General features: G+C 68.0%; 17 protein-coding genes. 4 read left to right on the top strand and 13 right to left on the bottom strand.

The genetic code is table 11. From position 1 onward, the window contains the following. Positions 1-36 precede the first annotated feature (36 nt). The 12 genes from CF70_RS28640 to CF70_RS28585 all read right to left on the bottom strand — a co-directional run bounded on the left by CF70_RS28640 (position 37) and on the right by CF70_RS28585 (position 8,998). A complete protein-coding gene (locus CF70_RS28640; protein ID WP_035873245.1) occupies positions 37-492 on the bottom strand; it encodes a DsrE family protein in 456 nt (151 codons plus the stop codon). A 120-nt stretch (positions 493-612) separates the two neighbouring features. Then, entirely contained in the window at positions 613-924 is a 312-nt protein-coding gene (gene soxZ / locus CF70_RS28635) for a thiosulfate oxidation carrier complex protein SoxZ (RefSeq protein WP_035873242.1), read from the bottom strand. Positions 925-987: 63 nt separating this feature from the next. After that, positions 988-1,443 carry a thiosulfate oxidation carrier protein SoxY gene (gene soxY, locus CF70_RS28630; RefSeq protein ID WP_035873240.1) on the bottom strand — a complete coding sequence of 152 codons (456 nt, stop codon included), beginning with the start codon at positions 1,441-1,443 and terminating at the stop codon, positions 988-990. A 167-nt stretch (positions 1,444-1,610) separates the two neighbouring features. Further along, the gene (locus CF70_RS28625) at positions 1,611-1,940 is read right to left on the bottom strand and encodes a c-type cytochrome (RefSeq protein ID WP_035873236.1); all 330 of its coding nucleotides are present in this window, start codon (positions 1,938-1,940) and stop codon (positions 1,611-1,613) included. Between the two features lie 127 nt (positions 1,941-2,067). After that, complete coding sequence (locus CF70_RS28620; protein ID WP_035873391.1) at positions 2,068-3,108, bottom strand: c-type cytochrome; 1,041 nt, start codon at positions 3,106-3,108, stop codon at positions 2,068-2,070. After that, a complete protein-coding gene (gene soxC / locus CF70_RS28615; protein ID WP_035873233.1) occupies positions 3,092-4,453 on the bottom strand; it encodes a sulfite dehydrogenase in 1,362 nt (453 codons plus the stop codon). Before soxC ends, CF70_RS28620 begins: the two co-directional genes overlap by 17 nt. 146 nt (positions 4,454-4,599) lie before the next feature. After that, on the bottom strand, positions 4,600-5,007 hold the full coding sequence (locus CF70_RS28610; protein ID WP_035873232.1) for an ArsR/SmtB family transcription factor: 408 nt from the start codon (positions 5,005-5,007) through the stop codon (positions 4,600-4,602). Positions 5,008-5,119: 112 nt separating this feature from the next. Continuing rightward, entirely contained in the window at positions 5,120-6,388 is a 1,269-nt protein-coding gene (locus CF70_RS28605; RefSeq protein ID WP_035873229.1) for an NAD(P)/FAD-dependent oxidoreductase, read from the bottom strand. Positions 6,389-6,424: 36 nt separating this feature from the next. Then, entirely contained in the window at positions 6,425-6,751 is a 327-nt protein-coding gene (locus CF70_RS28600) for a c-type cytochrome (RefSeq protein ID WP_035873225.1), read from the bottom strand. Between the two features lie 282 nt (positions 6,752-7,033). Beyond that, on the bottom strand, positions 7,034-7,846 hold the full coding sequence (locus CF70_RS28595) for a BON domain-containing protein (RefSeq protein ID WP_035873223.1): 813 nt from the start codon (positions 7,844-7,846) through the stop codon (positions 7,034-7,036). Positions 7,847-7,942: 96 nt separating this feature from the next. After that, positions 7,943-8,530: a phosphoheptose isomerase gene (locus CF70_RS28590; protein WP_035873219.1), complete on the bottom strand. Its 588-nt coding sequence runs from the start codon at positions 8,528-8,530 to the stop codon at positions 7,943-7,945. A gap of 99 nt (positions 8,531-8,629) precedes the next feature. Beyond that, complete coding sequence (locus CF70_RS28585; RefSeq protein WP_035873217.1) at positions 8,630-8,998, bottom strand: YraN family protein; 369 nt, start codon at positions 8,996-8,998, stop codon at positions 8,630-8,632. Between the two features lie 39 nt (positions 8,999-9,037). Here CF70_RS28585 and rsmI point away from each other — a divergent pair, with 39 nt between their 5' ends. Then, positions 9,038-9,961 (top strand): 16S rRNA (cytidine(1402)-2'-O)-methyltransferase, encoded by a 924-nt coding sequence (rsmI, locus tag CF70_RS28580; protein WP_035873214.1) that lies wholly within the window; start codon positions 9,038-9,040, stop codon positions 9,959-9,961. An 84-nt stretch (positions 9,962-10,045) separates the two neighbouring features. Here rsmI and CF70_RS28575 read toward each other — a convergent pair whose 3' ends face one another. After that, the gene (locus tag CF70_RS28575) at positions 10,046-10,816 is read right to left on the bottom strand and encodes a septal ring lytic transglycosylase RlpA family protein (protein ID WP_051649148.1); all 771 of its coding nucleotides are present in this window, start codon (positions 10,814-10,816) and stop codon (positions 10,046-10,048) included. A 314-nt stretch (positions 10,817-11,130) separates the two neighbouring features. Here CF70_RS28575 and CF70_RS28570 point away from each other — a divergent pair, with 314 nt between their 5' ends. From CF70_RS28570 to CF70_RS28560, 3 genes are all read left to right on the top strand, one after another. Then, positions 11,131-11,781, top strand: coding sequence for an MBL fold metallo-hydrolase (locus CF70_RS28570; protein ID WP_035873212.1), 651 nt, complete (start codon positions 11,131-11,133; stop codon positions 11,779-11,781). Positions 11,782-11,826: 45 nt separating this feature from the next. Next, positions 11,827-12,474 carry an exonuclease gene (locus tag CF70_RS28565; RefSeq protein ID WP_035873210.1) on the top strand — a complete coding sequence of 216 codons (648 nt, stop codon included), beginning with the start codon at positions 11,827-11,829 and terminating at the stop codon, positions 12,472-12,474. 178 nt (positions 12,475-12,652) lie between these two features. Beyond that, a complete protein-coding gene (locus CF70_RS28560) occupies positions 12,653-12,880 on the top strand; it encodes a hypothetical protein (RefSeq protein ID WP_035873207.1) in 228 nt (75 codons plus the stop codon). Positions 12,881-12,891 lie beyond the last annotated feature (11 nt).

Here is a 12,891-nt window from a genome sequence, read left to right as displayed (position 1 = left end):
GCACCCGGTTTGCGCCGGCTCCCGCGCGGATGCTACTTATGGCTTGATATAGGCATAGCCTTCATCAAACTGCAGCCTGGCCACTTCGACCACGCCCGCCTGTACGACCTTGGCTTCCATCAGCAGGCTGGACTCGGGGATCTTGCGCGCCGTCAGCGTGTTGCGGCAGACGCGGAACTCGACGCCGGAACTGGCCAGCGCGCCGACCGCCGCCTCGAACGTATTGCCGCGTGCGTCACGCGCGCCTTCCACGATGAAATCCACGCCATAGCCGAAGGCCACCACCACGATCCTGGTGTCCGGCGCTGCGTTCAGGTGGTTGCGCAGGTTGGCCATGGCGCGCACCGCCTGGTCCGTGCCTTCGGACAACTGGTAGACCACTTTGACGCGCCCGCCCTTGCCGGCCGCCGCCGGTGCCGCTTGCGCCGCTGCCTTGGCCGACAAGCCGATCGCGGCCAGGGCCGCCGTTGCTCGCATGAATGCTCGCCGCATGATTCCTATCCTTCCGGTCGCTCCCCTGCGCGCAACATGCGCCAGCCCGGGACCGACATTCGACCTGAACCATAGCAGAGGATGCGGCCGCCCGCTCGGCCAGGCCCGTACCTGATCCGGTCAGGAAATGGTGGCTTCGTCGGTCCGCTTGTCACCGCGGTTGTCGATCCAGGTCACCGTGACCTTGTCGCCCTTGGCGCCGCCCCTGAACTTGAAGTTCAGGAAGGGATCCTTGGACACGGCCGGGCCGAACTGGGCCTGGAATACGTCCTTGCCCTTGCATTGCGCCGTCACGCTCTGGATATGCCAGGCCGGAATGGTCTTGCCGCCCGCATCCTTGCGCTGGCCGGTTTCCATGTCGTGTTTCATCAGGATCTTGACGTCGACCACGCCGCCATTCTCGGCGGCACGTACGCGCATCGGGTCTGCCATGTTCTTTCCTCTTTCAGGTAATGGTGGGGCGGGCAATCCGCGTGGGGGGATGGGAGCGTGGCCTCAGCCGCCGCAACCGCCCAGCGTCACCTTGATTTCCTTGGACGCCACATACCATTTGCCGCCGGCCTTGACGGCGGCGTACACCATCGAGGTCTGCCCCATCTTCACTCGCGTGGAGACGAAGGGCTCGGTGCCGGCGGGGATGGTGAAATCCGCTGCCAGCGTATTGGGATTCTTTTCCACCAGGATGGCGATCTGCTCGGTGCCAGGAATATTGCTGGTCACCGCGACCGGCACCACCGCGCCGTTCTCGGCGATGTCGGGGGCGGTAAAGACAATGGCGGTGCTCTTCTCGGTGCCGCTGCCGCCGAGCGCCTTGATGACGTCCGCCACGCTCTTGCCATCGAAGGCGGTCTTGTTCCACTCCGCCGCCTGCGCTTTGCTGATCAGGCCGGTGGCGGCCATCAGTGCGAGCACGGAAGTGACCCGCAATACGTCTCGTCGTTTTGAATGCATTGTTTCCTCATCTCCTGCGTTTTCCGTACCGGCCTGGTTTATTGGCCTGCCGCGCCTTGCGGCACGGCAGCGGGCGGTGCATTGCCGCCCTTCAGCGAGGGGCGCCACCGGCGCCCCCTGGGTCCCGAAGCCGTAACCCGGTCCGGGCAGGGCGTGCCCTGGGTGCCTTACTTGGCCGGGGCGCCTGCCAGCACCCACTCCACGACCGTCTTCAGGTCGGCATCGCTCAAGCCAGCATTGGCGGGCATCGGCACCGGGCCCCAGACGCCTGCGCCGCCGCTCTTGACCTTCTTGGTCAGCGTTGCCAGGGCGTTCTTGTCGCCCTTGTACTTGGCCGCCACATCCTTGTAGGCGGGGCCGACCAGTTTCTTGTCGACCTGGTGGCAGCCCATGCAGGCGTTCTTGTTGGCGATTTCCTGGGCCTTGGCGGCATCGACCGCAGCGTTGGCCGAGGCGGCGCAAGCCAGCATCAGCGTTGCGATGACAAACTGCTTCATGGATATTGCTCCGAACTTTGAAGAGCCGTGGGGACGGCGATAGGCCACTCGCTGCCCGCCATGCCGGATGGCTGGCCGGCGCGGCGGCGCGCTGGCCGCGCCACGGGGCATGGTGGCGGCCAGTCCGCTATTTTGCCTCAAGAATCCACCCCACCACGGTGCGCAGGTCGGAATCGGGAATCTGCGCCTGGGGCGGCATCGGCATGCTGCCCCAGGCGCCCTGCCCGCCCGCCCTGATCTTGTGGGCCAGCGTGTCCCGCACTTCCTGTCCCTTGTACTTGCGCGCGATCTCGGTAAAGCTCGGGCCAACCAGCTTGCGGTCCGTGGCGTGGCAGGCCATGCACTGGTACTGGCTGGCCAGTTTCGCGCCCGCCTTCTCGTCCGGCGCGGCCGCCGCGGGCGCGCTCGCGGCAGTTCCGATGGCCACGCCGCGCGTGGGTCCCACCGTGCGCTGCTGCGCGGCCAGGTCGCCGTGGGCATCGCGCGCGTAGGCCGGCATCGCCGACGCCACCTTCACCGTTCCCGCGCAATCCTTCATGCATGCCGTGTTGCGCGTATCCGGCTGGCCGCGCCCAGGCCACAAGCCATGTTGCAGGGTCATGCCGTTGCGGTTCGGCATGGTCTGCTGCACCACGGCGATGTTGCGATCCGACAGCGTGAAATCCGCCGGCACGATATCGCCCAGGTTGAGCAGGTAGGCTGTGACCGCGTAGACCTCGTCGGCGGACAGGCTGCGCGGTGCGTTCCAGGGCATCGCGCGGTGGATGTAGTCCCACAGCGTGCTGACGGTGCTGACTTTCATCAGCGTGGTGCGATACGGCTGGTTGCCGGTCAGCGAAGCCACCCGTCCGCGCTTGATGTCCTCGGCGGTGGTGCCGCCGACGATGGGCGAGAAGACCTCGTTGGATTCACCGAAATCGCCGTGGCATGAGGCGCATTTGCCATCCCAGATTTTCTGTCCCTGCGACACCGTGCCGCTGCCCTTGGGCAGGCCCTGGAAATCGGGACGCACATCGATGTCCCATGCCCCGACCTCGGCCGGCGTCGCGGTGCGGCCCAGCGCGGCGCGCGCAGCTTCGGCGGGCGTCGCGGCGATCGACGCCTGCCCGCCCAGCGCCACGGCGGCGGCAAACAGTGCGGTGCGGGCGGCCTTAATCAACGTGGACATTGGAGACCTCGCCGCTGCCGGCCACCTGCCAGCTCTGGATGGCGTTGTTGTGATAGATCGAGCGCGTGCCGCGCACCGCGCGCAACTGCGCCATGCGGGGCTGCACATAGCCGGTCTCGTCGATGGCGCGGCTTTGCAGGATGGCGGGGGCGCCGTCCCACGCCCAGTCCAGGTTGAAGCGCGTCAGGCATTTGGACAGCACCGGCGTTTCCAGCCGCGCGGTGCGCCAGTTGCGGCCGCCGTCGACGGAAACATCCACTCGCTTCACCCGCCCGCGCCCGGACCACGCCAGGCCGCTGATGTTGTAGAAGCCGCGGCCCACCATCTGCTGACCGCCCGAAGGCGTGGTGATGACGGATTTGCATTCCTGGATCGAGGTGTACTGGCGCAGCATGCCGTCGGGCATCATGTCGACGTAGTGCACGGTCTCGTCCTTGGTGTTCCACGGCTGGTCGCCCAGCTCCAGCCGGCGCAGCCACTTGACCCACGACACGCCCTGCACGCCGGGCACCACCAGCCGCAGCGGATAGCCGTTCTCGGGACGAAGCATCTCGCCGTTCATGCCCCATGCGACGATGATCTCGTCGGCCAGCGCCATCGGGATGGTGCGCGTCATGCCCGAGCCGTCGCCGCCTTCGGCAAGCAGGTAGTGCCCGCGCTTGAAGTCGGCACCCGCATCGTCGAGCAGGACCTTGAGCGGCACGCCGGTGAATTCGCAGCAGGACAGCATGCCGTGGGTGTATTGCACCGTGGGCACCGCCACGTTGCCCCACTCCATGCCGGTGTTGGCGCCGCACTCGATAAAGTGCATGCGCGACACCGCCGGCAGGCGCATCAGATCGTCCATGGTGTAGACGCGCGGCGCTTTCACCAGGCCATTGATCATCAGGCGGTGGCGGGCCGGATCGATGTCCTGCCAGCCCTGGTGATGACGCTCGAAATGCAGCCCGTTGGGCGTGATGATGCCGAAGAAGCCTTGCAGCGGCGCGAAGGAAACAGAAGCGGCGGACACACGGGTCAGCCCCGGCGACTCGCGCCGCACCAGGTTTTTCTCGTAGGCGGAGGGCTGGCCGTAGGGGTGCGCGGCAACCGGCTGGCCCAGCGTGGTGGCCCAGGGTTGCGGCGTGAGGATGGCGTCGTCGCCGGCGCTTTCCGCTGCGCGCGTCCTGCCGCCGGCACCGGCGGCCAGCGCGGCCGCGGCGCCCAGGAAGCTCTTGCGCAGGAAGTCGCGGCGCGGGCTGTCCGGCATGCCCAGGCCATGTTGCGCGATGTCCTGCTGCAACGATGCGCTGACGAAATGCTCCGGCGCACGCACGATGCGCCCGGGGCGGATCTGTTCCGGCACTGCGGTCTCCTCCGGTCCGCTCGTCCGGCGCGCAAGCGCCGTCGGCCAACCTGTTATCGGCCGGCGCCCGCGGATGCGGGCCGCCGCCGTACAACCTGCGTGCGAACGTGAATGCGGTTGCCCTGCGCCCTGGTACGCGCCTGGCCTTAGCGGCTACGGCGGCGCGGCGCCGGTGCGGCCTGAGGCATGAAGCGGTCGACCATGCCCGCGGGCAAGGCGCTGTCTTCCAGCCGGCTGGCCACCTGCACGCAGACCGTGCGGCACAGCTCAATCACGCTCTCGTCCTCGATGGCGTAGAACACGAGGTTGGCTTCCTTGCGGCGCGACAGCACGCCCGCGCGGTACATCGCAGTGAGATGCCGCGAGACATTGGTCTGCGAAGAGCCCACTGTTTCCACCACGGTGCCAACCGGCTTCTCGCCATCGCACAGGGCGTGCAGGATCTTCAGCCTGGTGGGTTCCGCCAGCAGACTGAAATACCCCGACACTTTCTCGAACACGCGATCCATCTCGTCCATGCCGTCCAATATATTCGTATATGCGTGATTGCGCATATAGTGTTTACCCCTTTGCGCCACGCTTCCGGATGCGGGGCTGGCTGCGATCTCGGGGACATATGCAAAGCGCACCGTCACCGGTGCGCGCCGTGGTTGTCCTGCCGGTCGCTCAACCGAGCATGTCCGTCCAGATGGCATCCGCCCACGCCTGTGCATAGGTGCCTTCCAGCGCGTTCGGCGCGGCCGACAAGCCGCCCGCGCCCGGCACCGTGACCATGGTCTTCTGCGCCGCATCATAGCGATGCACGCTGGCGATGTGGATCGCTTCGCGCGCGGACGTGAAGCTGTAGCAAGTGTTGTTGTAAAGCGGCTCGGGGTTCGGCGCCTGGCCGGCCAGCAACGACACGATGGCGGCCGCCGCCACCTTGCCGTGCTGGTTGGCCATATGGCCCGACTTGGGCATCAGCGGCGCGATCTGGATGGCGTCGCCGAGCACGTGAATGTTGGGCACGGCGATCGATTCGAAAGTAAGGAAATCGACCTCGCACCAGCGGCCGTTGGCGGTAGCCAGCCCGCTTGCCACGGCAATGGCGCCGGCGCGCTGCGGCGGCAGCACATTGAGCACATCGGCGCGCTCGTCGTCCTGCACCTCGAACTTGAGCGTGCGGGTGGCGGGGTCCACGTCGATGGTGTTGTACTGCGGCCGGTACTCGATCATGCCTTTGTAGCGCGTGGCCCAGACCTGCTTGAACAGCGCGCCCTTGGAGGTGACGTCGGGATTGGCGTCGAGGATCAGCACCTTGCTGCGCGGCTTGGCCCGGCTGAAATAGTCCGCGACCAGGCAGGCGCGCTCGTAGGGTCCGGGCGGGCAGCGGTAGGGCGCGAGCGGAATGGTGATGGCGAAGGTGCCGCCATCGGGCATCGCTTCCAGCTGGCGGCGCAGATCCACCGTTTGCGGGCCGGCCTTCCAGGCGTGGAGGATCTGCTCGCCGCCTGGCTGGGCGAGGCCCGGAATCTCGCCAGAGAGCACATCCACGCCGGGCGACAGCACCAGCCGGTCGTAGGGCAGCGTGCCGCCGCCGGCCAGGCGCACCACCCTGCGCGCCGGGTCGATCGCGCTGACATGGTCGCGCACCACGCTCACACCGTGGCGCTTCGCCAGCGCTTCGTAGGACAAGGTAATGTCACCGATGCGCTTGCTGCCGGCGAGGACCAGGTTGGACAGCGGGCAGGAGACCAGGCTGGCGTTGGGTTCGACCAGCGTGACCTCAATGCCATGCCCGCTCCATTCGCGCAGGTAACGCGCTGCGGTGGCGCCGCCATAGCCGCCGCCCACCACCACCACCTTTGCCTTGCCGGTAGCGCTGGCCGCTTGCGCGCCGAATGCGCCAAGCGCGGCGGTGCCGGCGAGCGCGCCGAGGAATTCACGTCTTTGCATCTGAGGGTCTCCTTGCCGGGTTGCAAGCCGGCGCGCTTAGCGCACGGCGGCGAACCAGCCCGCGATGGCTTCGATCTGCTGGTCGCTGTAGCCCTTGGCGATCTGCTGCATCACCGTGGCTTCGCGCTTGCCTTGCCTGAAGTCCTGCATCTGCCGGACCAGCTCGGACTTATCGCGGCCGGCGAGGCCCGGCACCGCAGCCCCTGCGGGAGCGCGGCCCGCGGGGCCGTGGCAGCCGGCGCACGCGGCGGCCCAGTTGCGCGCTTGCAGCGCGGCGGCGTCGGGCGCCTGCGCTTGGGCGCCGCCGGGCAAGGCCAGTAACACCAGCGCCGCCAGGGCGGCAAGTAGGGGGGTCTGGATCATCGTGTTCGCTCCGGGATCGCGCCGCGAGGGCGTGCCTACCCTAACACACCGGGTGCGTGCATGTGATGCGAAAACCTCAGATCGAAGTGCGCCCGGTGATGCCCGGTGATGCCCGGAGAGGGCGTCGAGCGGCGGGGAAGTGGCGCGGAAGTGGCGCGTGAACAGGCCGCCTGAAACTGCGGCCGCAGCGCGAGGCGCTGTAACGGGTACGCCGCGCGGCAATGCACGCGGCGCACGGCCAGGCTGGCGCAGGAGCCAGGGCTGGCCTGACGCGCCGGCCGTTCAGGGCAGGTTGCGGCCGGGCGGCAACGCCACCGGCGACGCGACCGGGGTGGTCGTGGCGCCAGGGGCCGCCTCTGGCGCGGGCGGCGCGGATTGCACCGGGGCGGGCGTGCCGGACGTGCTATCCGGCGGCGCGGTCCGCCCGGTGGCGGCGGCGTCGAGCCTGCCGCTCTCGGCTTCGGTCACATAGTCGAAGGCCTTTACCACCTTGGTGACGCCGCTGGCATTGCGGGCCACATCGGTGGCGCGTTCGCCTTCGGGCGGCGTGACGATGCCAAGCATGTAGACCACACCCTTCTCCGTGACGATCTTGATCGAGTTCGAGGGCACGCCTTCGGCGGTGATCAGCATGGTCTTGACCTTGCTGGTGATGTAGGTGTCCTCGCTCTGCGTGGCGAACGAGGGCGACGGCACGATCTCGAGCTCGTCGATCACTTCGCGCGCGTTGGGCAGGCCTCGCACGTATTTGTCGATCTGCTGCTTGACGGCGGCGTCCTTGGCCTCGCCGGTCAGCAGCACCTTGCGGTTAAAGACCGACACGCTCACACGGGCCTGGCCGTTGTAGCGCGAACTGAGCGTGCTATCGGCCTCGAGCTGCAGGCCGCGGTCGATGGTCTGGGTGGTGGTTGGCCGGCGGTCGGTGGCCACGGTCACGCCACTGGCCACGCCGGCGGCGATGACCGGGAAGCAACCGGTGAGCTGCGTGGCCGCAACGGTCAGTGCCGCCACCATCGTCGCGGTGCGGGCCAGGCGTGGCAGGGTCCCGGCCGGCCGGGAAGTGCGGGATTCACGCGAGTTGGGCAGAGTCGTCATGCGGTCCTTGCTTGTAGCGGTGAGGCAAAAATGGGCTGTGGTTGCTTCGGGAGCAAAGTTCAGGGGCGAGAAAGCGGGGCGCTATCGGCGGCGGGCTCAGCCCTCGCCCAGCAGCGCCTCGTCGATGCCGTCGCACAGGCAATGCAGGGTCAGCAGGTGCACCTCCTGGATACGCGGGGCGCGCTCGCTGGGCACGCACAAGTTGACGTCGAATTCGTCCAGCAGGCCGGCGAGCTCGCCGCCGCCCATGCCGGTCAGGGCCACCACGCTCATGTCGCGCTGCTTGGCAGCCTGCACCGCGGCGAGCACGTTGGCGGCGTTGCCGGAGGTGGAAATCGCCAGCAACACGTCGCCGGGCTGGCCGAGGGCTTCCACCTGCTTGGAGAACACCAGGCTGAAATCGTAGTCGTTGCCGATGGCGGTGAGGATCGAGCTGTCGGTCGTCAGGGCGATCGCGGCCAGGCCGGGGCGCTCGCGCTCGAAGCGGCCGATCAGGTCGGCGGCGAAATGCTGGGCATCGGAGGCCGAGCCGCCGTTGCCGCAGACGAGGATCTTGTTGCCGCTGGTGAGCGCGCCCACCAGGCGTTCGATCGCCGCGGCGATGTGGGGCGCCATCAGCGGCGCGGCCTGGCGCTTGGTCTCTGCGCTGTCGAAGAAATGCTGCTGGATGCTATCGATATGCATGGCTCGATCGGCCTTCTTGTTTTCAAACGCTTTTTCAAATGCGGCACGCGCCGCAAGATACCGCGCATTATGACGCAGGCGCCCGGGCTCCCCGGCGCTTCATGGCGCCGCGCCGGCATCGAAGGCGTCGCGAATCCATTCGAGCCGCCCCGGCTCCAGCGCCACCACATCGAGCCGGCAGCGCGGCGCGGCACCCGGTTCCGCCTGCGCGGCGAGGTATTGCTCCGCGGCCAGCAGGATGCGCCGCTGCTTGGCCGGTGTGACACTGGCAGCCGCGCCGCCGAAGGCGCGGCTGGCACGCTGGCGCACTTCCACAAAAACCAGCGTACCGTCGGCCTCGCGCATGATCAGGTCGATTTCGCCGCCTTTGCAGCGATAATTGCGAACCACGAGCGCCAGGCCCTGCCTTTCCAGGTAAGCCAGCGCGCGTCCCTCGGCGCGGGCGCCCCGCGCCTGTGCCGGGGACATCGTGGATTTGAATGATGGATTCAACGGAAGTTCTCAAGCATGACTGACTGGATCTCCCTGGCGGCCGGCCAGTCCTACCCGTCCGGCACCCTGTACGTGGTGGCTACCCCGATCGGCAACCTGGCCGATCTCTCCCTGCGGGCACTGCACGTGCTCGGCCTGGCTGACGCTGTCGCCTGCGAAGACACCCGCAATACCGGCCAGCTGCTCACGCGCGTTGGCCTGCACCGCCCGTTGCTGGCGGTGCACGAACACAACGAACGCGAAGCGGCGGAGCGCATCAACGCGCGGCTGGCCGCGGGCGAGCGCATTGCCTACGTGTCCGACGCCGGCACGCCCGGCATCTCCGATCCCGGCGCGCGGCTGGTGGAAGCGGCGCGCGCGGCCGGCCACGCGGTGGTGCCGCTGCCCGGCCCGAGCGCGGCCGTGGCGGCCTTGTCGGTAGCGGGCGAGATGCTCGACAGCGGTGACGGACGTTTTACCTTTGCCGGCTTCCTGCCGTCCAAAGCGCGCGCGCGCAGCGAGGCCATCGCCGGACTGGCTGCGCTCGATCACGCCTGGGTGGTCTATGAGGCGCCGCACCGCATTGCCGACACGCTGGCGGCGCTGGCCGCCGCGCTGCCGCCGGACAGGCGGCTGCTGATTGGCCGCGAACTGACCAAGCTGTTCGAGGAGATCAAGGTGCTGCCGGTGAGCGAGGCGCCAGCCTGGCTGGCCGCGGATGCATCGCGCGCCAAGGGCGAGTTCGTGCTGGTGGTGGAAGGCGCGTCGGCCAAGGCAGCGGATGCCGGCCAGCCTGACGCCCGCGCGCAGCAGGTGCTGGAGCTGCTGCTGGCAGAGTTGCCGGCCAAGCGGGCCGCCAAGCTCGCCGCCGCCATTACCGGCGCTTCCACCGATGCGCTGTACCGGCTGGCGCTGGCCCGGCGGGCGGGGCACGGCGAGGGCGAGGCGGCTACCGAGTGAATCGTCCGGGTGCCTGAAGACCGCGTCGGCGCATAAGCCGACAGCGCCGCGGACCTGGCATGCCTGCATGGTCCGCATTCCGGCTCAGCGGCTCTTGCGCCGTGCGGCCGGCTTGCGCGTCTTGCGGGCCGCGCGCACGGGACTGGCCGGGTTGTCGGCCAGTTCGGAGTCGGTCGTGGCATCGTCGCCGCTATCGCCCGCATCGTCGCCGCTCGGCGCGATCTGCGGCCCCAGCGCCGCTACCTCGGAGCGCGACAGGCGCCGGATCTCCACCTGGGTGGAGCCGTGATCGGTAAAACCGAGGCGCTTGGCCGCGCCAAAAGAGACGTCGAGCACGCGGTTGCTGTGATACGGCCCGCGATCGTTGATGCGGACCACCGCCACCTTGCCATTGCGCAGGTTGCGCACCAGCACCCAGCTATCGAGCGGCAGCGAGGGGTGCGCGGCAGTCATCGCCCGCATATCGAAGCGCTCGCCATTGGCCGTCTTGCGGCCATGGAAACCCTTGCCATACCAGGACGCCATGCCGCGCTGCTCATAGGAGCCCAGGTCGGGCCGCAGGCCCTCGAACGATCCCACGCCATCCCCCTGCGCATCGCCGCCCCAGCGGTACAGGCCCCAGCCATTGCTGCTGTCCTTCTGGGCATTGCCCGAGGCGCCGTTTTTCTCGGCCTTGGCGACTTTGGCGGGCTTGGCCGGCTTGGCAGCCCCCGGCGTGGCGGCGGTGGGCACGCCCTCCTGCGCCTGGTCGCCCGGCGGGATCGCACAGGCGGCAAGCGCCAGCGCGCACGTGGCGTGCACGCACAGGCGGACGATCCGCCCGGGGCGGGAAAGGGGGAGGTGTAACCAACGCATCGCGGGAGTCTAGCATCACACACTTACACCTATGGCCTTGATTTTGTTACGAATTGTCTGTAATGCGAGGCGCAAACCGTACCCGATTCGGCGCTTGCCAGGCGCCAGGCCAGTCCTGACAAGGCTTTCGCGGTGTGATGCGCGCATTGCTTCATGCCTTTCCGACGCTGTCGGGCGCGGCACGTTTTTACAGGCCCGACGCTACAATGCGACCACTGTTCCGATCGCGAGCCATGCTTCGCCCTCGATTTTTGCGGCGCATGCGGCACTCGCATCCGGTCCTGGCTCCCTGTGTCCCTTCCAACTTTCGCTCCATGCAAGTCCTACTGATTCCCGTGACGCCCTTCCAGCAGAACTGCACGCTGCTGATCGACGAGACCACTGGCCGCGCCGCGGTGACCGATCCCGGCGGCGACCTTGACCGCATCCATGCCGCGGTCAAGGAACACGGCGTGACGCTGGAAAAGATCTTCCTCACGCACGGGCACGTGGACCACTGCGCCGGGGCGGCATCCCTGGCGCGCGAGCTTGGGATCCCGATCGAAGGGCCGCACGAGGACGAGCGCTTCTGGATTGAGCAATTGCCGGAACAGACGCGCCGCTTTGGCTTTGGCCACGCCGAGATCTTCGAGCCGCAGCGCTGGCTGGACACGGGCGACACCGTGCAGTTCGGCAGCGAGACGCTGGAGGTCTACCATTGCCCCGGCCACACGCCCGGCCACGTGGTGTTTTTCTCGCGCGCGCACCGGCTCGCCATCGTGGGCGACGTACTGTTCGCGGGCTCGATCGGCCGTACCGACTTCCCGCGCGGCAACCATGCCGACCTGATCCGCTCGATCCGCACCCATTTGTGGCCGCTGGGCGGCGACGTAACCTTCGTGCCCGGCCACGGGCCTGTCTCCACGTTTGCCGAGGAACGCAAGAACAATCCCTATGTGGCGGACCACCTGATCGACGTCGGCTGAGCCCCCGCACGCCGCGCTTTCCGAATCCCTATTCCAAGGCACGCCATGGCCAAGCGACAGGCACCCGACACCCGCCCCGAAATCTATGTGAGCACCGACGTGGAAGCCGACGGCCCGATCCCCGGCCCGCACTCCATGTTGTCCTTCGCCTCCGCCGCGATGCTGGCGGACAAGACCGTGGTGAGCACCTTCTCGGCCAACCTGGAGACGCTGCCGGGCGCCGCCGGGCATCCGGCGCAGATGCAGTGGTGGCAAACCCAGCCGGAAGCCTGGGCAGCCTGCCGGCGGAATCCGGAGCCGCCCGAGCGGGCCATGGTGCGCTACGTGGAATGGGTGGAGAGCCTGCCCGGCAAGCCAGTCTTCGTGGCCTTCCCGGCCGGCTTCGATTTCACCTGGATGTTCTGGTACATGATGCGTTTCGCCGGCCGCTCGCCGTTTGGCTGGGCGGCGCTTGACATCAAGACGATGGCATTCGCCATGACCGGGCTGCCCTACCGCAAGACCGTCAAGCCGGCGTTGCCCGCCGAATGGAAAGATCCGCTGCCGCACACCCATGTGGCGCTGGACGATGCGCTGGAGCAGGGTGCGCTGTTTTGCAACATGCTCGCCGAATTGCGGGCCCGGGAGGCCAGGCTCGCGGCTGCGCAGGCCGTGCCCGCAAGCGACGGCCCGCCCGCTCCCCCCGCGGCCTGAACCGGCTCACGCGCGGATTCCCGGCGCCGGCATGCGCCGGCCTCGCATCCTGTGGCGCGCCAGCTATAGTTAAGACGTATATGGCATCCGAACTGGCATTCGAACCCACCCGATCTCAGGGCGGCCGCGTCGCCAAGCCATATACGGCCTCGCGTGCCACGCCCAGGAGGTGTCGCCCATGCGTTTCCACCCCGACCTGCACCTCAGGCAGTTGGCCGGCCGGTTGCACTGGCCGCACGGGACGCCATCGACGCGCGAATCCACGCGCCCGCACTCTCTCGAAGACGACGCCGAAGTCGCCAAGGCCATTGTTTATGTCAGCGCGCTGACCCTGGTGATCCTGCTGGTGGTCCTCGCGGCAATCGCTTTCGGTCAGGAGGCCATGCACTGGCTGGGTGTTCCTTAGACGACCCGCCT

This window comes from Cupriavidus sp. SK-3, from assembly GCF_000611145.1.
Classification (GTDB): domain Bacteria; phylum Pseudomonadota; class Gammaproteobacteria; order Burkholderiales; family Burkholderiaceae; genus Cupriavidus.
Note: the sequence above shows the minus strand (reverse complement) of the source record. Positions and strands in the feature narration are given on the sequence as shown.